We start from the raw sequence: 18778 nt of genomic DNA, 5'->3' as shown, positions 1-18778 counted from the left end.
CGGAGGTCTGGCCGTGCTGGGCCAATGCCGCACCCGGTCGCGGTCGGCAATACCCAGTTATGCGGTGCCAGTGGACGTCCAGATCGGTTGGGTGCCAAGAGCGGGCAATCTCTTTAAGACATCAGCAGTTCAAAGAGCCCGTCCTCGATCTCATAGCCGAGCATTTGCGTCATAAATTTCAGGCGCGTGGTTTGGGCATTGTTTTGCGATCGCAGCCAATTTGACACGACAAAAATTTTCTGCATGACAAAGATTTCCAACGCTTCGGGATTGTAGCGAATGCCATCTTTGGGGCTGAACTGATGGGGTACTAGCATGGCGGCATAGCGGCCTAGCTCTCCTGCTTCCCAATCCAGCACATAGGGCAACCAGGGATATAGGGCATCTAAGCGAATGAACCAGAGCCGCACTTCGGGGATTTCCGAGAGTTCGCGCGGGTCGGTGGGCTCGCGGGGAAAGTCAATTTCAAACTGGATCCGCACTTCTGGATCTAGCAAATTGCCTTTTTCAATCAGCGGTTCGATATATGCCTGCGCTCCTGACAGATCCAGGGTGTACAGCGTGTCGGCAGTGAGTTTTAGCGTATGGGCCATGGGCGATCGCATTTAGAGTTCAACGAGAGATGGACACGGTGCCGCTTTGGCCTAGAGCTAGAAAAATAAGCCTGAGCGCGGGTTAGCTGACGACATCTGGCGTCCATCTGTTTATTCTGCCAGCTTCTCGATTCGGTCATTCATGACATGCCATCATAGTGAGGTTTGTGGCCATGCCACCGACGTTGAACTCCGTTCTGTTGTGAGAGTTGCTTGAGCTATGTCTGCCCCCATTCGTGTTTGCATTACCTTAGGCACCCGCCCCGAAGCGATTAAATTGGCGCCGGTCATTCAAGCCTTTCGGCAATCAGCGGCATTTGCGACCCAGGTGATTCTCACCGGGCAGCATCGCGAAATGGTGGAACAGGTGATGCAACTCTTTCACCTGGGGGCTGACGAAGACTTGGAAATTATGCAGCCTCAGCAAAGCCTGACGGATATTACTTGCCGCAGCCTGCAAGGGTTAGAAGACTGTTTTGTGCGATCGCAGCCCGACCTCGTCATCGTGCAGGGCGATACTACCACCGCCTTTTCTGCCGCCCTCGCCGCGTTTTACCAAAAAATTCCCGTCGGCCATGTCGAGGCGGGGCTGCGCACTGACGACTTGCTCAACCCCTTTCCAGAGGAGGCCAACCGTCGGTTGATTTCCCAAATTACGCGCCTGCACTTTGCCCCCACCGACACCGCCGTCGGCCACTTGCAAAAATCCGGCGTGGTTGGGGAGGTGCATCATACGGGCAATACCGTGATTGACGCTTTGCTGGCAGTCGCGGCTCAGAATCCTCCCTGCTCAATTCCGGGTTTAGACTGGCAAAAATATCGCGTATTGTTATCGACCGTGCACCGCCGTGAAAACTGGGGCGAGCCGCTGCAAGACATTGCCCAGGGCTTTTTGAAGATTCTCGATCAGTGCCCCGATACGGCGCTGCTGCTGCCGCTGCACCGCAATCCCACCGTGCGAGAACCGCTGACGATCGCCTTAGGCGAGCACCCTCGGGTCTTTTTGACGGAGCCACTGGACTACGCGCAACTGGTGGGGGCGATGCAGCGCTGCACCTTGCTATTGACGGACTCGGGCGGTTTGCAGGAAGAAGCGCCCGGACTGGGCAAACCCGTGCTCGTACTCCGAGAGACGACGGAACGTCCAGAAGCGATCGCCGCTGGCACGGCCAAACTGGTTGGCACCCAGGCCGACGCGATCGCTAGTGCTGCTCTGAGCTTGTTGAATTCGCCCACCGCCTATGACGCCATGGCTCAAGCCGTCAATCCGTTTGGCGATGGCCAGGCTTCTCAACGTATTGTCGAAATCGTGCGCCGCTACTTCCAACTATCCTGAGCGCTGCCTGCCACCGCTGGCGACTGAGCAAGTTCGCTACAGTAATAGTCAACCACCTGTCAGACCCACTGCCGCAATGGATACCACTGCTCACAAAACCGTTTTAACTGGCCTGAAAGCTGACCACTTTCGCCATCCGCTGGATCTGAATGCGACGACGACCTTGCGCCAGTTGCCCGGGCTTGACGTGGTCGTGCGGACGGCCCTGGGACCAGTCGCTGAGCAGGTGTTTTACCTCGACAACATTTCGTCCAGTGTCTTGGTGAGCGATCGCCAATTGCCCCACCTGCATGAGTCGTTATTGGAAGCGTGCAAAATCCTTGATTTGGATGCCCCTCAACTCTACATCCGTCAGCATCCGGTGCCCAATGCTTACACCTTTGCCATGCGGGGCAAGCAGCCGTTTATCGTCATTCACACGGCGCTGATTGACTTGCTCAATCCCGCCGAAATTCAAGCGGTGATCGGCCATGAACTGGGGCACCTGAAGTGCGATCACAGTGTGTACCTTACCCTGGCTAATCTGCTCACCTTGGCGGCTAGTCAGCTTCCCTTTGCGGAGCTGTTGGTGCCCACCTTCCAAACCCAGATTATGGAATGGGTGCGCTGTGCCGAGTTTACCTGCGATCGCGCCGCCCTCCTCGTGGTTCAAGACGCCAAAACCATCGCCTCATTACTGATGAAGTTATCGGGTGGCTCCCCCAGTCTCTCCGACCAGCTGAATGTGGAGGCTTTCCTTGATCAGGCGCGGGCCTACGACGTAGCCGTTGCCTCGGAAACGGGGGAAGTGATTAAGCAGATTCGCACCCAGGATTTGACCCATCCGTTGCCGGTGTTGCGGGCGCGTGAGATTGATCGCTGGTTTAATAGTCCCGAATACCAAACTTTGCTAAACCGCGACGTTTCGCAGTATAATCCTCGAGTGTCATCTAAGGGCGGATGGCGGAATTGGTAGACGCACCACACTCAAAATGTGGCGGCTTCGGTCGTGAGAGTTCGAGTCTCTCTCCGCCCATGTTATTTTCAGCAGGTCAACCTCATGACGACGCTCAAACGGTGGGAATCGCCCCGTCGCCGGGGGCGCAACGATAATGGTCGAGCTGCCACTGCTCGGCAACGTCAACTCCGCAAACGCCAACAGCGACTGCGGCAACGACTCAAATCATCGAATACCCTGCAGCATCCCGCAAGAGAGGTAAACCACCTCTCTTTTTTAATGCCAACCGATTTTTTTACGCAAAATTAATAAATCCGAGGGCTCGCTATGGGAGTCCAGCGAAATTCACTCTGAAATGGAGTATTTCTTCGGGGATTTTGCGATTCTTCACCGGATATTCCGTATTTTTACAGATATTGAATGCTCCGTATTTTTGCTGAGTTAGATTCATCCAAGATCTAGAATTTTTCGGCAAAAGTTCTGTCTGCATTGAAGAAATACTTGGGATGGTCGCTAAAGAGCCTGTCAATGCGATCGCTCAGGCTCCCTGAGGCATCGCTGCCTGGGCGGCAATGGGTTGAGATGAAGCAGTTCTCAGAGATCATGTGAGTTTGCGATGATTGTTGGGCGCGCCCAACAGCAAAGCTGTAAAAACTATAAAGCCTGTGTTGATGCCGATGAATGTTCCAAGATTTTACGCAAGCGTTGACCGGGGCATTCAGGCGAGAATGCTAGCCATATAAAGTTCAGATTACATGTGATTGATCGGCAAGGGGTTCAGGTTAGTGTCAGGGTTTGTTTAATTCCCGCAACCATTTGCCACAACATTTCATGTGCCACTGGGTTACTCCCCTTTTGATAGGGGAAACATAAGCCTAGCGGAAGATACATAAACCTCTTTTGGGCAGGCCATTGAAACCACATTCACCTAACGTTGTTGAGCAAGCGCCGTCTTCCATGCTGACTACCATTGGAACGACCCACTACTTGGTTAAGCTCTACACTTACAACCACGAAGACCTCTTCGGTGATGTGACTGCGGATCGGCGCATTGAATTAAATGGGGCTGGACAGATTGCCGCCGATGAATGGCAGCGCTCAGCCCGAGCCTATACTCACCTCATGCTAGATAAATGGGCAATTTGGCCCAATCGGGTGGAAGGCATTGTCTCGCTGCGCGAAGCCGAAAATGCCGGTAGCTATAGCAGCAAGCCCGGCGATAAGCCGCGCTTGTTGAATGCGTTTGTGGCGAGCTATAAGGCGGCGGCGGCAAAGCGGATTAATTTATTGAGAAATACGCCTGGTCGCCCCCTGTGGCAACGAGGCTATCAAGACCGCTTAATTGCTGATGACCTCATGCTGCAGCGAGTCCAACAAGCGTTAGAACAGTCATAGACTGTTACGCCACTCAGACCATTCGTCATCTATCCATATAGCGATCGCGGTTCGGGGGCATGAACTCCTGAACCGCGATCGCTTTTCATTGGGTAAGTTTTCCGAGACAAGCCACCGTTAGACTTTCGCTTCTTCTTGGATGAGTTTGTCCCACCCGAGGTCGCGGAGGCTACTGTTGCGGCGGAGGGGCCGAGTCACCAACTCTAAGATGTCACGAGCATTGGCAAAGCCGTGAATTTGGGCAAAGGTAAATTCTACTGACCACTTGGTGTTGATGCCCCGCGCTTCTAGCGGATTGGCGTGGGCCATGCCTGTAATCACCAGATCCGGCTGAATCTGCTGAATTCGCTGAATTTGCTTATAGTTGTCGGGCTTTTCGGTGATTTTGGGCAGCGGTGCGCCCATCTCATGGCAGGTCTGCTCTAGTAGCGCCAGTTCTGCGGCTTGATAGCGCTTATCCATATAGGGAATGCCGATTTCGGGGACGGTCATGCCACAGCGGACGAGAAAACGAGCCAGGGAAATTTCCAGCAGGTTATCGCCCATAAAGTAGACTGACTTGCCGCGCACGATCGCCAAATACTCTTCCAGCGATTCCCAAATTTTGGCCTCCCGCTCTTCCAAGCCTTGGGGTTCGATGCCAAAGACTGAGCAAACTTTTTCGATCCATGCGCGAGTGCCGTCCGGACCAATGGGGAACGGTGCGCCGATGAGCTTGCATTTGCGCCGCCGCATCAGTCCCGTTGCCGTCCGTGAGAGAAAGGGATTGATGCCAATCACATAATCCCCTTCATCCAAGACAGGGAGTTCGGTATAACGCTTGGCGGGCAACCAGCCACCGACTTTGATGCCCTGTTTTTTTAGTTCCAAGGTCATTTGCGTGACGATGGGGTCGGGCACTGAGCCAAAAATGACCAAGTTGGGATGGTCATGATATTGCGTGTCTTCGGTTGCCGCTGGGGTATCTTGTTTGCGGCCAAGGTTGAGCAATTTTTGGAAGTTGTTGCGCTCCGATTTCTCTTCAGGAGTGTCGAGGTCGTCGCTGGTGGGGCACCGTTGCACCATGGCTGCCAGCACGGTGTCTTCCCCTTGGGTAAAGGCATAGTCAAGACCGTTGGCGCGGGCGACGACAATGGGAATCCCGATTTCTCCTTCGAGTTTTGGCGCTAGCCCTTCGAGGTCCATTTTGATGATCTCGGTGGTGCAGGTGCCAATGAAGACGATGACTGAGGGATTGCGATCGCGCTTAATTTGCTCGCACAGTCGCTTCAGCTCAGCGTAGTCGTTTAACTGGGCCGAAATATCAGCCTCTTCCAGCTCTGCCATGGCATAGCGCGGTTCGGCGAAAATCATCACCCCCATCGCATTTTGCAAAAAGTAGCCACAGGTTTTGGTGCCAATGACGAGGAAAAAGCTATCTTCGATTTTTTGATAGAGCCAGGCAACACAGCTAATGGGGCAAAACGTATGGTAATTGCCCGTGTCACAGTCAAATTCTAAATTTTGCGTTTGGGGCTTGGCCAGGGTCATGGATTACTCCTTCTTAATTAATGAAATTAAATGGAGAATCCCCTTGAGGCTCAACCGGAGCGGCACTGACGTGGCGATCGCGCCAACAGCGAGTGGCGTCGGTTAGTCCTCGTCAGCTTCCGCCGCATCGAGCAGCATTTTGGCTTCTTCGTTTTCCGCCTCAACTGTGGTGGGCAGGTTGCCGTTGCTGAGAGCCATTTCTGGGTCAAAGTTCAGGCCCAGTACTTCAACCAGCGCATCTTCATCAGAATTGAGCTGGTAAAACGGCACCATCAGGTTGCCTAGCTTAGGCTCTAGAGCATTGACCACACCCAAGATCAGCAATGACGACGGACGCCGTCCCCCATCTGGGGTTCTGACCGAGGTCATGCGCATTTGCAACTGCAACCATTCACGGTTGGATTCGACGTAATCTAACCATTTTTGGCGTATTACTGATACGAAGTTTTCGAAGAAGGCCATCGCTTTGCCTCAATCCGTTGCGCTTAGACGCCTCATGATAGATGAAATTCATCAAAACAGAGAGGCAATTGAGCAGCAACGTTACAGGGACTCGGGGATTCAGGGTGAAAAATGGGTGGCAGTGACTGCACAGAGAAGGTGAGTACCCGTCTGCCAGTGCAGAGCCACCCCGGTAATTAGGTGCACGGCCGCGTCAAACCATCATCAAATCCAGTTCTGATTCTTGTTTGGGCGCATCTTCTGGCGGATTGAGATAGAAGTCAGACAGTAACGCAAACAAATCGCGATCCTTCGTTTCGCTGGGAATGACCCCTTCGGGCTGCGCGAGGATCTGATCCGCAATGTTGAGGTAGTACTGCGTGACCGGTGTCAGGGACGGATCGGTTTCGGCCATTTCGAAGAGGGTCTTGCCCTTCACGCGAGAAATGCGGATGTCTTCGATCAGCGGCAGAATTTCGAGCACTGGCATGGGCACTGATTCGATGTATTTATCGATCAGGTCACGCTTGGAGGTGCGGTTGCCGATGAGTCCGGCCAAGCGTAAGGGATGGGTGCGGGCTTTTTCGCGGACGGAGGCGGCAATCCGGTTGGCTGCAAATAGCGCGTCGAAGCCGTTGTCGGTGACGATCATGCAGTAGTCGGAATAGTTCAACGGGGCGGCAAAACCGCCACAGACGACATCGCCCAGCACATCAAAGAGAATCACGTCGTACTCATCAAAGGCGTTGAGTTCTTTGAGGAGTTTGACGGTTTCGCCCACCACGTAACCGCCGCAGCCCGCGCCCGCTGGGGGGCCGCCCGCTTCCACACAGTCCACGCCGCCGTAGCCTTTGAAGATCACGTCTTCAGGCCACACGTTTTCGTAGTGAAAGCCCTTTTCTTTTAGCGTGTCGATGATGGTGGGGATGAGGAATCCGGTCAGGGTGAAGGTGCTGTCGTGTTTGGGGTCGCAGCCAATTTGGAGGACTTTTTTGCCCCGTTTGGCGAGGGCGACGGAAATGTTGCAACTGGTGGTGGATTTGCCAATGCCACCTTTGCCATAGACGGAGAGTTTCACAGGCGATCGCTCCCAAGCGTTCGATTTATCAAGGGGTTGCGGGTGGGGATAATGAGTCCGCCCGCACCCGCAACGGTTTTTAATTAGGTAAACTCGCCGCGTGAAAGCAGCGAGGGTTTTCGGCTTGGTTAGCATTATGGGGTTGGCCACTGGATTCGGGAAGCGCTCAAGAATCTCGATCAAGCTTTTATTTGGGGCTGGCCTGTGCTTGAAGTTGTAGGAAACTGAAAATCCCCTTTAATCCTGACTGAAGCTCAAAAAACCTTGCCCAGTAAATTTTGTGTCTTTATTCAATTTAGATGTGGACAAAAGACAAAAACTCGAATGATGGCAAAGATTATTTTTCTCTAGAGAGTTTTTGACTTGTGGTGGAGCGCGATCAGTCGTTCGGGTGGTGGTCTACGGTTGCCTGGACTGAGTTGTGTCGCTAGGGCGTTAAGTATTTGTGGCGATCGCGTTTGGCGCTGGGAGTGCCTACAGCCAAAGCCTTGTGCAGTAGGGGTGAGCGGTCGAGTGAGGGGAGGCGATCGCGACTGGCCGCTCTGCCTGTAATGCGTGGGTCGGATAGGGGCGGCGGTGCTCTAACCGTTCATCTTGGCAACGTCAGGTGGTAAACCTCAGGGGGCGCGTCGCGGGCAGTTCATCCAGGGTAGAAACTTTTTTATTAAGTTCAGTCAATTTTTGGCGATTTAGCTGTCGGTTGACGAAATGTTGCCGGTTGACTCGGGATCTGAGGGCCGAGGTCGGACATTGATGCCGATGCTGATCTCGCCGCCCAGGGCTGAACTATCGTCGTTGGCAGCACTGGTGGTTGTGGTTGGCCAATAGTTCGGGTCGTCGAGCCCGCGATCGTGGCGATAGCGAACCACTTCGTTGTGTAAGTCTTGGGCAATCTCCAGGGCGGTCTTGACCGGGGGCGACGACATATCCCGCAACTTCACTTGCAGCATGACCTGTTTGATCAAGAGTTTGCGGGTGTCGGGCGTGAGTTCGGTATCCAAGCCCAGCTTGAGTTTGCTGTTGGAGACGGCCTCGACGGCCTGTTCAATTAAGCTTTCACCAATATCCACAGCGGCGGGCTGAAATTTGTGAACATAAGCCTGCATTACATCGGTGACGGAGTTGGCCATGTCGCGCTGTTGCCAGAGTTGATGGACTTGTTCCGCCAGCAGCACCCACTTGCGGTCAATGACGCGATCGCTCACGCTCGATAAATCCACTTGGCTGCTTACCGTCTCAATCAACTGACGGGCCGTATCGCGAGGCAGGGTGGCATCGGTGACGAGGGGTAAAACCGTTGCTACTAGCTGATGGAGAGAGAGCCCCTCCGTGAAGGAATATTGTTGCAAATAAGCATCAACGGTAGCCCGGGTTTTGACAGCCAGTTGTTCGCGCCAGTGTTGTGCTTGGTGGGCTAGTTGCTGATCGGCAGCTTGCCAGATAGAGGGAAGCGGCTGGCTCAGATCCACATCTGCCACGAGGGTATCCACCCATTGTTCAACCTCCCAACCGGGGAGTGACCATTCCCCAGCTTGCTCTTTAGCCGCCAGGATGGCCCCCGCGATCGCGCGGACCTCGTCTATTGAGTCGCCGCCGTAGTCATTTAAATAGGCGTAGAGTGCGGCTGTGAGCGATCGCTGGGTTGCTGCATCTAATGGGGTCATGGTGACGCTCCCAGAATTCAACAATACTTGATTGATGACTCCAAGGTACCCAGCGTGACTGGGGAGCATCAGTGGCCACAGGATCTTGTCTAAATTGTTTGCAGTTGCTTACTCAACACACTTTCAAACAGGGCCAGCCCGTCGGTGCCGCCCAAAAGCGGATCCGAGACTCGCTCGGGGTGGGGCATCATGCCGAGGACGTTGCCTTGCTGGTTACAAATGCCCGCAATGTTGTTCAGTGAGCCATTGGGATTGCTAGCCGGGGTCGGATCGCCAGTGACATCGCAGTAGCGGAAGACCACTTGGCCGTTGTCTTCGAGAGCTTGCAGGGTGTCGGCGTCGGCATAGTAGCAGCCCTCGCCGTGGGCAATGGGCACAGTGATGACGGCTTGGTCAGCATAGTTTTGCGTCCACACCAGGTCGGTGCGTTCGACTCGCAGGGGCACGCGATCGCAAATAAAGTGCAGGTCGCGATTGCGCATCAGGGCTCCGGGCAGCAACCCCGCCTCGGTCAAAATCTGGAAGCCATTGCAGATGCCGATGACCAGGCCGCCGCGCTGGGCATGTTCCACTGTGGCTTGCAGGGCGGGAGAAAAGCGAGCGATCGCGCCACATCGCAAATAATCGCCATAGCTAAACCCACCAGGCACGATGACCACATCGGCCTGTTGTAAATCTCGATCTTCGTGCCAGATCATTTGGGTCGGTTGGCCGAGCAGATCGCGGGTGACGTAGGCCGCATCGCGATCGCAGTTCGCACCGGGAAAGACAATAACGCTGACATTCATGGCGGTCGATCTCCAAACCTGGGGTGCAAAAGTTAAGCTGCGGTGTCCGCCGTCGCTTTGACTGTGAGATCAAAGCGGTAATTTTCAATGACGGGATTGGTCAACAGCTGATCACACATTTGGTCGAGCTGTTGGCGTGCCGTGGCTTCATCCTCAGCGGTCAGGGTGACTTGGATATATTTGCCAATGCGCACTTGCTCGACGCCATCAAAACCCATGTGATGGAGTCCTGATTGCACCGCCGTACCGGCGGGATCAAGCACCGAAGGGCGTAGCGTAACGTAGATTTGAGCTTGGTAGGTCGGCATGGCGATCGCATCCGAAAAGGCTTCACCATCCTACCGTATCCCGCTCTGCACTAAGCTGGTAGAGGCGTGGTTGATAGCAGACATGAACGGACGCACTCGCAGTCAAGAACGCATTCTCCAAGTGATGCAAGGGCTCACTAAACCAGCATCAGCTCAGGATCTTTATATGGAGCTGCGCAATCACCAGTACAGCATCGGTTTGGCAACGGTATATCGTTCGCTAGATGCGCTCAAGCTAGATGGGTTGGTGCAAGTGCGGACGTTGCCCAGTGGCGAATCACTCTACAGCTTGCCCCAAGAAGATCGCCATCACCTCACCTGTTTGCGCTGTGGCGGTAGCATTTCTATCGACGAATGCCCGGTACATGATTTGGAGCATGAACTCCAGGCTCACCACAAGTTCCGCATTTACTACCACACGCTGGAATTTTTTGGCCTGTGTCCCGACTGTCAGGCCCAAGAAGAAGTCGCTGCGGGTAGCGCTGAGTAATCCGACTCGGTGGCGAGCGATCGCGAGTCCCCAGCCCAACCACAGGACTTAGGGAGGGAAATTTCATTGAGTGTGGACAGCCGTCTCGGCTGTTCAGGCGCAGGCAAGCTGCCTGCGACAAAACTGCAATTCCGATAAAACCCTGATGCTTTAGATGACGGCGATGCACTCAATTTCAACGCGCACATCTTTGGGCAGACGCGCGACTTCGACACAGGCACGGGCGGGTGCATTGTCTTCGCCAAAGTGCTGAGCGTAGGTGGCGTTCATCGTGGCAAAGTCGTTCATATCTTTGAGAAAGACGGAGGTTTTGACCACGTTGTCCAGGGTGGCACCGCCAGCGGCGAGAATGGCTTTGAGGTTGGCGATCGCCTGTTCGGTTTGCGCCACGATATCGTCACCACCGACCAGTTCGCCAGTTTGAGGATCGAGGGGAATCTGGCCGGAGACAAACAGCATGGTGCCCGTCGCAGCGATCGCCTGGTTATATGGCCCAACGGGTGCCGGTGCCTGATCGGTTTGCACAATTTTGCGTTCCATACATCCCCATTTGATTGCATAACGGCCATCATTATCGCAGGGAAAAATCCCTTGTCCAAATGTGGAATGCTGAATATCTCCTCTCTGAAGGGCGACTACAGAGTTTGCTCCCCGGCTCCGCTTCTCCCCAGCCCCAACAGCGATATGTGATCTGTGCAAACCCGAGTTGGGGTCAAGGGCGGGGACGAACGCCGTAATGACGATACTGCCAGTAATCTTGCAGGATGCGATCGTGGTCGAAACAGAGATTGATAGGCACTTCCCACGGGGCGAATAGGGCAATGTCTTTGGCGTCATCAGCGGCGATGGGGGTGCCCGTCGCGTAGGCGAGAAACACAATGCTCAGGGTATGTTTGCGCGGGTCGCGGCTGGGGTCGGAGTAGACGTAAAACTGCTCGATCAAAGTTATGTCTAGCTGCGTTTCTTCCTGTGCTTCCCGGATCGCCGCGATTTCCACCCGTTCGCCGTAATCCACAAAGCCGCCGGGAATGGCCCACCCAAACGGTTCATTACGCCGCTCGATCAACACAATTGGCCGATGGGGGCGATCGCGCATCTCGATCACAATGTCTACAGTCGGAGCAGGATTACGGTACGTCACAGCAGGCCAGGGATTTGCCAAATCGATCGTTTTATTACCATAGGAGATTTTGGGTCGGAGCCTGGCGATCGCCGGGTTTGGGCTGCCAAAGTTGCTGTTCCCAGAGCCTGTGATAAAACTCTGTCTGGTGCCAGGTTATTCCTGATTATTGCCATGCTAGAGTCAGTGGGACGTTACCAAAGAATCGATGCCTTTTCAACGAGCAAGCGGCATTCTGTTGCATCCCACTTCATTTCCCGGACGGTTTGGCATGGGCGATCTCGGCCCCACCGCTTACGAGTTTGTCGATTTTTTGGCCGAAACGGGACAGCAACTCTGGCAAGTTTTACCGTTAGGCCCGACCGGGCATGGTAATTCACCCTACATGTCTTACTCGTCGATGGCGGGTAATCACATGCTCATCAGTTTGGAAAAGTTGCGCGATCGCGGCTTGCTAGAGCAATCCGACTTAGACGAGTTTCCCCACTTTACCGAGGACGAAGTGGACTTTGGCAATGTGTTGCCAACCAAGCTCAAGCTGCTCGAAAAAGCCGCTGAGACCTTCAATGCCACCGCTGATGACGAGGCCCGCAGCGAGTACGAAGCCTTTTGTCAGGAGCGGGCCTTTTGGTTAGACGACTATGCTTTCTTTATGGCGCTGAAGCGGGCGCACAATGGCGCTAGCTGGCATCAGTGGGAATCAGCCCTCGCGCGTCGTGAACCCATGGCCATGGCCGAGTGGCACGATAAGTTAGCGACCGTCATTAGCTATCACAAGTATTTTCAGTTTGAGTTCACCCGTCAGTGGCAAGAGCTTAAGCAGTACACCAATGAGCGCCACATTCAAATCGTGGGCGATATGCCAATTTATGTGGCCCACGACAGCGTGGACGTTTGGGCGTTTCCTCACAATTTCATGATTGATAAGGAAACGCTGGAACCGGCAGAGATGGCCGGGGTGCCGCCCGACTATTTCAGCGAAACTGGGCAGCTCTGGGGCAACCCCACCTACAACTGGGAAGAAATTCAAAAGCGGGAATTTCGCTGGTGGCTGCAGCGGGTCAAGTCCCTGCTGGATTATGTTGATTTGACGCGAATCGATCACTTTCGTGGGTTTGAAGCGTATTGGGCCGTGCCCGAAGGCGAAGAAACCGCTTTGAACGGTGAGTGGGTGCAAGCGCCGGGCGAAGCGTTTTTCAATGCGGTGAAAGCAGAATTTGGCAGTCTGCCGATTTTGGCGGAAGATTTGGGCGTGATTACGCCAGAGGTCGAGGCGCTGCGAGATCAGTTTGACTTTCCCGGCATGAAGATTTTGCAGTTTGCCTTTGGTGGCGATCACACGAATCCTTATTTGCCATTCAACTATGTGAGAAATTGCCTGGTTTATACAGGCACCCACGATAACGACACGACGGTGGGGTGGTTTGACAAGGCTTCGGAATATGAGCGCGATCGCGTGCTCCGGTACTTGGGGGGGCTCCACGCCGACGGCATTCACTGGGACTTGATTCGTCTGGCGCTGAGTTCTATCGCCAATCAAGCGATTATTCCCCTACAAGATGTGCTGGGGTTGGGCAGTTTTGCCCGCATGAATTCGCCAGGTAAGCCCGACGGTAACTGGGCTTGGCGCTATCGCTCCGAAATGCTCACGGGTGAACTCCGCGAACGTTTGCGGGAACTGACGCGATTGTATAGTCGTGCTCCTGTGCACTGGTATTAACTCAGCAGTCGTCTAGCGGTTTTACCCCGCGTTAATAGCTCTGGAACGGTTCGACGGCCCATTTGCAGGTAAGGTGAACGCTATTCTTCTGCGGCGGGTTTGCTTTCGTAGACGACCTTCTTTAAATAACTGGTGTCTACAAGAAAAGCACCTTGCTCGAATTTGACGGCCCAGTAGTCACCTGGCTTTTGTTGCAAGATCACGCCCTGCGTGCCAACGGGGACTGTGTCGCCAGGGCGCAGCATGGGCATAGTATCGGCTGTCTTGAGGTAGGGGGGCGCGGTGGCGAGATAAACGCGATCGCCAATAATAAAGGACTCACTCATCATCAATCACCATGAAGAACGGGGGCGGAGCACCGGGACTCCACCCTCAAGATATCGCTGTTAGGGCACCTGCCAAATGCGATCGTGATATTGTGCGGGTTCCGCGTAGGGATCGGGCATTTCTCCCTCGTGGTGGTGTCCATGACCATGAGAATGTCCGTGAGTATGGCCATGGCTGTGACCATGAGCGTGATCACCGTGCCCGTGTTCATGTCCATGACTGTGGTCATGCCCGTGGCTAGCACTGTTGGCTTCAAAGGCGGCTAAGCGGAACTTACACATTTCACAGTTCATCGCGACTGATCCCGTTTGGGTTTCAATTTCCCGACGCCGCATGACGCCAAGGAGCTGCTGGTGAATGCCCATTTCCGGCAGACAAATGACTTCGGTCTCGGGATGGTCACCCTGCTGTTGAGCGGCGATATCCTGAATCTTTTTCATCAGTACGCCTGTGAACAGGAAGTACGGCAGCACAATGATGCGTTTGGGTTGATAGAGCCGCGCTCGGCGGAAGCCTTCTTCTAACCGGGGATGGGTGATGCCGATGAAGCAGGTTTCCACGGTGTTATAGCCGCTGCCTTCCCACACCATGCGCGCCAGTTTGTAGACATCGCCGTTGGCATCTGGATCGCTAGCGCCGCGACCGACAAATAGCAAGACCGTATCTTTGCGCTCAACCTGATGGGGATTGTAGGTGGGGGTGTCGAGTTGGGCGAGGCGATCGCGCCACAAATCCAAAATTTCGGGGGCAATGCCAAAGTGCCGCCCATAGTGAAATGTGACTTGGGGATGCCGTTGGCGGGCGCGATCGAGTTCGTTGGTGACATCAAATTTGTTGTGTCGCGCGGCAAACAGCAACACGGGCAGCGCCGAAATGTCGGTGTAGCCTGCCTCCACGCAGCGATCGACCCCATCTTGAATGGTCGGTTCGGTCAGTTCTAAAAAGCAGGGGATGACTGGACGAGAAGCATCCAAAGCTTGATATGCGGTGGCAAAGTCCAGCACGTTTTGGCGGCCTTGGGCATCGCGGCTGCCATGACCAATTAATAACAAGGGGCGGCCATGGGGCAACGGCGGCAGCGTGAGCGATTGATCGACGTCAAAGACGCCAGGGTGAGTCAAAATTTGCGCAGTGGTCATTCGTGATTGATCTCCGAGCCTGTGCATCGCAGGCGGTCAAGATACAAAGCCACCAGCGGGTGTTCTGACTGAGAGCCTCATATCCGTTGTGTGGCAGAGATTCATCACAGTTGCGGCACAGTGTCGGATTGGTGAAGCAGTTCACGCACCGAACTTTCCCCTCGGGTGGCGGCATCAATTTTGCTCTGTTATCTTATCTCACTGCTTTGCGGGAATGAATGCTGGGGTGGGGGATGTGGATGCGAAGGGGCAGGGGGGGCAAGGGAGCAGAGGAGAGGGAGAATGGTGTACCTTCATGCAGACCTTGCTTCCCTTGGTAGGATAGGGGTTTTGTCTTGTAAGGAGTCGGCTTGAACGAATCGTCTCAGCCATCGACTGTGAGGGCGGGCAGCCTGTATGCCGTGCTGGCCTATGGGGCTTGGGGCCTGCTGCCCATTTACTGGAAGTTTTTTCAGCAGAGTTCGCCCGTTGAGGTGCTGTGTCACCGGATGATCTGGTCGCTGGTGTTTTTGACGGGCATTCTGCTGGTGCAGCGGCGGCAACCGGAGGTGGGGGTGCTGCTGCGATCGCCCAAGACCTGGCGCTTGCTGTTGGTGACGGCCACTTTGCTGACCTGCAATTGGGGGCTGTACATCTATGGGGTGAACAGCGATCGCGTGGTGGAAACCAGCCTCGGCTATTTCATCAATCCACTGGTGACGGTGCTGCTGGGGTTTGTGTTTTTGCGAGAGCGGCTGCTGCGGGGCCAACAGATTGCGGTGGGGCTGGCGGCGATCGGTGTCGGTTACTTTGTCTGGCAGTTTGGTGCCGTCCCGTGGATTGCCCTGGGACTGGCGTTTACCTTCGCGTTTTACGGACTGCTGCGCAAAGTGGTGGCGGTGGCCCCGCTGGTGGGCCTAGCGGTGGAAACGTTGCTGATTACTCCGCTGGCATTGATGGCAGTGAGCTACTGGCAGGTTACTGGCGTGGGACACTTTGGCGAGTCCGTCGGCTTGAGTCTGTTGTTCATCGGTGCCGGGGTGATGACCTCTATGCCGCTGCTGTGGTTTAACAATGCGGCCAAGCGGCTGCGGCTCTCAACGCTGGGCTTCTTTCAATACGTCGCGCCCTCGATTCAACTCATGTTGGGCGTATTTTTGTATCGTGAGCCGTTTACCCCAACGCATCTGGTGACCTTTGGCTGCATCTGGATGGCCCTGGCGATCTATTCGGCGACTTCACTGATGCAGCGATCGCGCTCAGTCTAAATGGTGACCAGGACGTTGGGGCGCATCGGGGCGATCGCCAGCCGGTTGCTCCTGACGTGCAAAAAAGCTGAAGAAATGGCGGAATCGCGCGGGTCACTTTTATGGTGAACAGGAAGCCGCAACGGAGCGATCGCACATGGTTCTTTCTGCAACATCGGTGAACTGGGTTGCCCTGCAAAATGGGTCCGACATTCGGGGGGTGGCGATCGCTGGCGTGCCGGATGAGCCCGTGAACCTGACCCCGGAGGTGGCCTACACGCTGGGGCAAGCCTTTGTCAGTTGGCTCGCCGCCCAGTTGCACCAGCCCGCTGCCGAGTTGACGCTCGCGATCGGGCGCGACAGTCGCTTATCTGGCCCCGTCCTGATGGCGGCGGTGATCAAAGGTATGGCGGCGATGGGGAGCCGGGTTTACGACGTGGGCTTGGCCTCGACTCCGGCGATGTTTATGAGTACGGTGCTGCCCGAGTTTCAATGCGATGGCGCGATCATGCTCACTGCCAGCCATTTGCCCTTCAACCGCAACGGGCTGAAATTTTTCACTCGCCAGGGCGGCCTGGGCAAACCGGACATCACGAAGATTTTAGAGTTGGCGGCACAGAATGAATTTGCGGTGACGACGGTGCCGGGAGCGATCGTCCCCCGTGATCTGCTCTCAGCGTATGCTGCCGAGTTAGTCCGACAGATTCGCACAGCGGTAAATCATCCCGACCATTTTGATGAACCCTTACGTGGGTTGAAAATCGTTGTGGATGCGGGCAATGGCGCCGGTGGTTTCTACACTGACAAGGTGTTAGAACCGTTGGGAGCCGATACCACTGGCAGTCAGTTTCTCGACCCGGATGGCAACTTTCCGAATCACGTCCCCAATCCGGAAAATGCAGTGGCGATGGCCGCGATTTGTGGCGCTGTCACCGCTAACCAGGCGGACTTTGGCATCATCTTTGACACGGATGTCGATCGCGGCGCTGCCGTTGATCACGAAGGGCGCGAACTAAATCGGAATCGACTGATTGCGCTGATTGCTGCGATCGTGCTGCAAGAACATCCCGGTTCGACCATTGTCACCGACTCCATCACCTCCGACGGTCTCACTCGCTTTATCGAGCAAGACTTGGATGGCGTCCACCATCGCTTTAAGCGGGGCTACAAAAATGTGATCAACGAGGCGATGCGGCTAAATGAGGCCGGGCAGGAATCTTGGTTGGCGATCGAAACCTCGGGCCACGGAGCCATGCGCGAAAACTACTTTTTGGACGACGGTGCCTACCTCGTGAGCAAGCTGTTGGGTGAACTCGCTAAGGCCCGACTCAGCGGCAAACGCTTGACTGACCTCATTGCCAACCTGCAAGAACCCGTCGAAAGCCAGGAATTGCGCCTCAAAATTTTGGAACCTGACTTTAAGACCCACGGCAACCAAGTGATTACGCAACTGCAGACATTTGTTGCGGAGCAACCCGGCTGGGCGATCGTGCCCAATAACTATGAGGGAATTCGCGTTGCTTGCACCAATGCGAACGAAGACGGCTGGTTTTTGCTGCGACTGTCGCTGCACGACCCCGTGTTGCCCCTCAATGTTGAATCCAACGTCGAGGGCGGGGTGGCCCAGATCACGGCGAAGCTCCAAGCGTTCTTCACGACTCAAGCGGGCCTGGATTTGTCCGCTTTCCAGTCTTAAGCGATTTTTCCAACTCAGAGTCTCAATTTCTCTCTTGTCCAAAAGCAATCCCCTGGTGCTCGGTCAAGGCTAAAAATTCGGGTGCGGTGTAGCGTGGGTCAAACGCAGTGCGACCCACAGGGCTATTGAATCTATAGGTTTTGCAAACTTGGCCCCACACGACTAACCCGTCCATTGAGGTTTGAGGTGGTACCAGAGGCTTTTGGCTAAGGAGACCTCCGGAAAGGAAACAAAAATGCCCGGTTGCGGTGCATGACGCTGCGCTCATGACACCCTACGAACGGGAAATTCTTTTCCAGAGATCTCCTCAGCAAACAGCGTGCCCACTGGTTGGTGGCGAAGTGAAGCCCTTACAGTTTGTACTGTTGATAGTTGAGGCAAAACTCGCTGCTGCTTTCGACAAACTTGCGTTGAGCAGCACGGACAATTTCAAAGGCTTCGTCGGACGTCCGCACGAGGTACAGCATCTCGTAGTCTTCGGGATTGATGAGCCGTTTCTCGAGGGGCCAGGCTTTGACCCAGCGCAAAAAGTCTTCCCACATATCGCCTAGTAGCACGATGGGGATATTGCAAATGTGCTCGACCTGCATCAACTGCCAGGTGTAGGCCAGCTCTAGCAGCGTGCCGACGCCACCGGGAGCGACCACGACGGCATTGGCCAGGTGCATAAAATGATCGAGCCGTTCGGAGAAGCGATCGTAATCGTGCTTGATATCCACATGGGGATTGGCCGCTTCTTCAAACGGCAGTTTGATATTGAGGCCGTAGGATTTGCTCGATCCGTCAACACTGTTGGGGTCTTCCCGCCCTTCGCGATGGCCCCAGTTGGCCGCTTCCATCAAGCCGGGGCCACCGCCTGTGACGACATCCATGCCTTCTCGCCCGAGCAACCGGGCTAACCGTCGCACCTGCTCATACACCGTATCTTCGGGCTTCAAACGTGCAGACCCGAAGATGACGACCCGGAATCTATCTGCCTCAGACATGACA

20 protein-coding genes and 1 tRNA gene are annotated in these 18778 nt (G+C 54.9%); 9 read left to right on the top strand and 12 right to left on the bottom strand.

Features of this window, described 5'->3' with window-relative positions; translation table 11 throughout:
* Window positions 1-113: 113 nt before the first annotated feature.
* Window positions 114-593, bottom strand: coding sequence for a CRR6 family NdhI maturation factor (locus DYY88_RS04895; protein ID WP_039729456.1), 480 nt, complete (start codon window positions 591-593; stop codon window positions 114-116).
* 220 nt (window positions 594-813) lie between these two features.
* Here DYY88_RS04895 and wecB point away from each other — a divergent pair, with 220 nt between their 5' ends.
* From wecB to DYY88_RS04870, 5 genes are all read left to right on the top strand, one after another.
* Window positions 814-1929 (top strand): non-hydrolyzing UDP-N-acetylglucosamine 2-epimerase, encoded by a 1116-nt coding sequence (gene wecB / locus DYY88_RS04890; protein WP_039725801.1) that lies wholly within the window; start codon window positions 814-816, stop codon window positions 1927-1929.
* Window positions 1930-2005: 76 nt separating this feature from the next.
* On the top strand, window positions 2006-2884 hold the full coding sequence (locus tag DYY88_RS04885; protein WP_072041300.1) for a M48 family metallopeptidase: 879 nt from the start codon (window positions 2006-2008) through the stop codon (window positions 2882-2884).
* A tRNA-Leu gene (locus DYY88_RS04880) sits at window positions 2863-2944 on the top strand. The genes DYY88_RS04885 and DYY88_RS04880 overlap by 22 nt, the downstream gene beginning before the upstream one ends.
* A 24-nt stretch (window positions 2945-2968) precedes the next feature.
* Window positions 2969-3175, top strand: coding sequence for a hypothetical protein (locus DYY88_RS04875; RefSeq protein ID WP_039725797.1), 207 nt, complete (start codon window positions 2969-2971; stop codon window positions 3173-3175).
* 648 nt (window positions 3176-3823) lie between these two features.
* Entirely contained in the window at window positions 3824-4261 is a 438-nt protein-coding gene (locus DYY88_RS04870; protein WP_039725796.1) for a hypothetical protein, read from the top strand.
* A 117-nt stretch (window positions 4262-4378) separates the two neighbouring features.
* Here DYY88_RS04870 and DYY88_RS04865 read toward each other — a convergent pair whose 3' ends face one another.
* The 6 genes from DYY88_RS04865 to purS all read right to left on the bottom strand — a co-directional run bounded on the left by DYY88_RS04865 (window position 4379) and on the right by purS (window position 10070).
* Window positions 4379-5791, bottom strand: coding sequence for a ferredoxin:protochlorophyllide reductase (ATP-dependent) subunit N (locus DYY88_RS04865; protein ID WP_039725794.1), 1413 nt, complete (start codon window positions 5789-5791; stop codon window positions 4379-4381).
* A 102-nt stretch (window positions 5792-5893) separates the two neighbouring features.
* Entirely contained in the window at window positions 5894-6253 is a 360-nt protein-coding gene (locus DYY88_RS04860) for a DUF5331 domain-containing protein (RefSeq protein WP_039725793.1), read from the bottom strand.
* 193 nt (window positions 6254-6446) lie between these two features.
* The gene (bchL, locus tag DYY88_RS04855; protein WP_039725792.1) at window positions 6447-7310 is read right to left on the bottom strand and encodes a ferredoxin:protochlorophyllide reductase (ATP-dependent) iron-sulfur ATP-binding protein; all 864 of its coding nucleotides are present in this window, start codon (window positions 7308-7310) and stop codon (window positions 6447-6449) included.
* Window positions 7311-7999: 689 nt separating this feature from the next.
* Window positions 8000-8974: a hypothetical protein gene (locus tag DYY88_RS04850; RefSeq protein ID WP_039725791.1), complete on the bottom strand. Its 975-nt coding sequence runs from the start codon at window positions 8972-8974 to the stop codon at window positions 8000-8002.
* Between the two features lie 89 nt (window positions 8975-9063).
* Entirely contained in the window at window positions 9064-9762 is a 699-nt protein-coding gene (gene purQ / locus DYY88_RS04845) for a phosphoribosylformylglycinamidine synthase subunit PurQ (RefSeq protein WP_039725790.1), read from the bottom strand.
* A gap of 32 nt (window positions 9763-9794) precedes the next feature.
* Entirely contained in the window at window positions 9795-10070 is a 276-nt protein-coding gene (gene purS / locus DYY88_RS04840; protein WP_039725789.1) for a phosphoribosylformylglycinamidine synthase subunit PurS, read from the bottom strand.
* On the opposite strand from purS, the gene DYY88_RS04835 reads away from it, so the two are divergent.
* The gene (locus DYY88_RS04835) at window positions 10069-10560 is read left to right on the top strand and encodes a Fur family transcriptional regulator (RefSeq protein WP_084606981.1); all 492 of its coding nucleotides are present in this window, start codon (window positions 10069-10071) and stop codon (window positions 10558-10560) included. The two genes, purS and DYY88_RS04835, sit on opposite strands and share 2 nt — an antisense overlap.
* Before the next feature lie 150 nt (window positions 10561-10710).
* Here DYY88_RS04835 and DYY88_RS04830 read toward each other — a convergent pair whose 3' ends face one another.
* Together DYY88_RS04830 and DYY88_RS04825 are read right to left on the bottom strand one after the other, a co-directional pair.
* Window positions 10711-11100, bottom strand: a complete 390-nt coding sequence (locus DYY88_RS04830; RefSeq protein WP_039725786.1) for a RidA family protein — start codon at window positions 11098-11100, stop codon at window positions 10711-10713.
* Between the two features lie 172 nt (window positions 11101-11272).
* The gene (locus DYY88_RS04825) at window positions 11273-11701 is read right to left on the bottom strand and encodes an NUDIX domain-containing protein (protein ID WP_039725785.1); all 429 of its coding nucleotides are present in this window, start codon (window positions 11699-11701) and stop codon (window positions 11273-11275) included.
* Window positions 11702-11888: 187 nt separating this feature from the next.
* On the opposite strand from DYY88_RS04825, the gene malQ reads away from it, so the two are divergent.
* Window positions 11889-13400, top strand: a complete 1512-nt coding sequence (malQ, locus tag DYY88_RS04820; protein ID WP_039725784.1) for a 4-alpha-glucanotransferase — start codon at window positions 11889-11891, stop codon at window positions 13398-13400.
* Between the two features lie 80 nt (window positions 13401-13480).
* Here malQ and sipA read toward each other — a convergent pair whose 3' ends face one another.
* Entirely contained in the window at window positions 13481-13729 is a 249-nt protein-coding gene (gene sipA / locus DYY88_RS04815) for a regulatory protein SipA (protein ID WP_302849226.1), read from the bottom strand.
* A 57-nt stretch (window positions 13730-13786) separates the two neighbouring features.
* Window positions 13787-14866, bottom strand: coding sequence for a sirohydrochlorin chelatase (locus DYY88_RS04810; RefSeq protein ID WP_044151068.1), 1080 nt, complete (start codon window positions 14864-14866; stop codon window positions 13787-13789).
* A gap of 350 nt (window positions 14867-15216) precedes the next feature.
* Between DYY88_RS04810 and rarD the strand changes: the two genes are divergently transcribed.
* Together rarD and DYY88_RS04800 are read left to right on the top strand one after the other, a co-directional pair.
* Window positions 15217-16113, top strand: coding sequence for an EamA family transporter RarD (gene rarD / locus DYY88_RS04805; RefSeq protein ID WP_039725783.1), 897 nt, complete (start codon window positions 15217-15219; stop codon window positions 16111-16113).
* Between the two features lie 136 nt (window positions 16114-16249).
* Window positions 16250-17788 (top strand): phosphomannomutase/phosphoglucomutase, encoded by a 1539-nt coding sequence (locus tag DYY88_RS04800; RefSeq protein ID WP_039725781.1) that lies wholly within the window; start codon window positions 16250-16252, stop codon window positions 17786-17788.
* Window positions 17789-18138: 350 nt separating this feature from the next.
* Here DYY88_RS04800 and DYY88_RS04795 read toward each other — a convergent pair whose 3' ends face one another.
* Entirely contained in the window at window positions 18139-18774 is a 636-nt protein-coding gene (locus tag DYY88_RS04795) for an LOG family protein (protein ID WP_039725780.1), read from the bottom strand.
* Between the last annotated feature and the right edge of the window lie 4 nt (window positions 18775-18778).

The sequence above is a fragment of the Leptolyngbya iicbica LK genome, from assembly GCF_004212215.1.
GTDB lineage: Bacteria > Cyanobacteriota > Cyanobacteriia > Phormidesmidales > Phormidesmidaceae > Halomicronema > Halomicronema iicbica.
Note: the sequence above shows the minus strand (reverse complement) of the source record. Positions and strands in the feature narration are given on the sequence as shown.

Bases quoted from the DNA above. Each gene is read 5' to 3' on its own strand.
- purS (WP_039725789.1), bottom strand. From the start codon at position 10,070: ATGCCGACCTACCAAGCTCAAATCTACGTTACGCTACGCCCTTCGGTG.
- purQ (WP_039725790.1), bottom strand. From the start codon at position 9,762: ATGAATGTCAGCGTTATTGTCTTTCCCGGTGCGAACTGCGATCGCGAT.
- DYY88_RS04800 (WP_039725781.1), top strand. From the start codon at position 16,250: ATGGTTCTTTCTGCAACATCGGTGAACTGGGTTGCCCTGCAAAATGGG.
- DYY88_RS04835 (WP_084606981.1), top strand. From the start codon at position 10,069: ATGGCGATCGCATCCGAAAAGGCTTCACCATCCTACCGTATCCCGCTC.
- DYY88_RS04885 (WP_072041300.1), top strand. From the start codon at position 2,006: ATGGATACCACTGCTCACAAAACCGTTTTAACTGGCCTGAAAGCTGAC.
- DYY88_RS04860 (WP_039725793.1), bottom strand. From the start codon at position 6,253: ATGGCCTTCTTCGAAAACTTCGTATCAGTAATACGCCAAAAATGGTTA.
- DYY88_RS04865 (WP_039725794.1), bottom strand. From the start codon at position 5,791: ATGACCCTGGCCAAGCCCCAAACGCAAAATTTAGAATTTGACTGTGAC.
- wecB (WP_039725801.1), top strand. From the start codon at position 814: ATGTCTGCCCCCATTCGTGTTTGCATTACCTTAGGCACCCGCCCCGAA.
- DYY88_RS04830 (WP_039725786.1), bottom strand. From the start codon at position 11,100: ATGGAACGCAAAATTGTGCAAACCGATCAGGCACCGGCACCCGTTGGG.
- sipA (WP_302849226.1), bottom strand. From the start codon at position 13,729: ATGATGAGTGAGTCCTTTATTATTGGCGATCGCGTTTATCTCGCCACC.
- DYY88_RS04870 (WP_039725796.1), top strand. From the start codon at position 3,824: ATGCTGACTACCATTGGAACGACCCACTACTTGGTTAAGCTCTACACT.
- DYY88_RS04875 (WP_039725797.1), top strand. From the start codon at position 2,969: ATGACGACGCTCAAACGGTGGGAATCGCCCCGTCGCCGGGGGCGCAAC.
- malQ (WP_039725784.1), top strand. From the start codon at position 11,889: ATGCCTTTTCAACGAGCAAGCGGCATTCTGTTGCATCCCACTTCATTT.
- DYY88_RS04895 (WP_039729456.1), bottom strand. From the start codon at position 593: ATGGCCCATACGCTAAAACTCACTGCCGACACGCTGTACACCCTGGAT.
- DYY88_RS04850 (WP_039725791.1), bottom strand. From the start codon at position 8,974: ATGACCCCATTAGATGCAGCAACCCAGCGATCGCTCACAGCCGCACTC.
- DYY88_RS04810 (WP_044151068.1), bottom strand. From the start codon at position 14,866: ATGACCACTGCGCAAATTTTGACTCACCCTGGCGTCTTTGACGTCGAT.
- DYY88_RS04795 (WP_039725780.1), bottom strand. From the start codon at position 18,774: ATGTCTGAGGCAGATAGATTCCGGGTCGTCATCTTCGGGTCTGCACGT.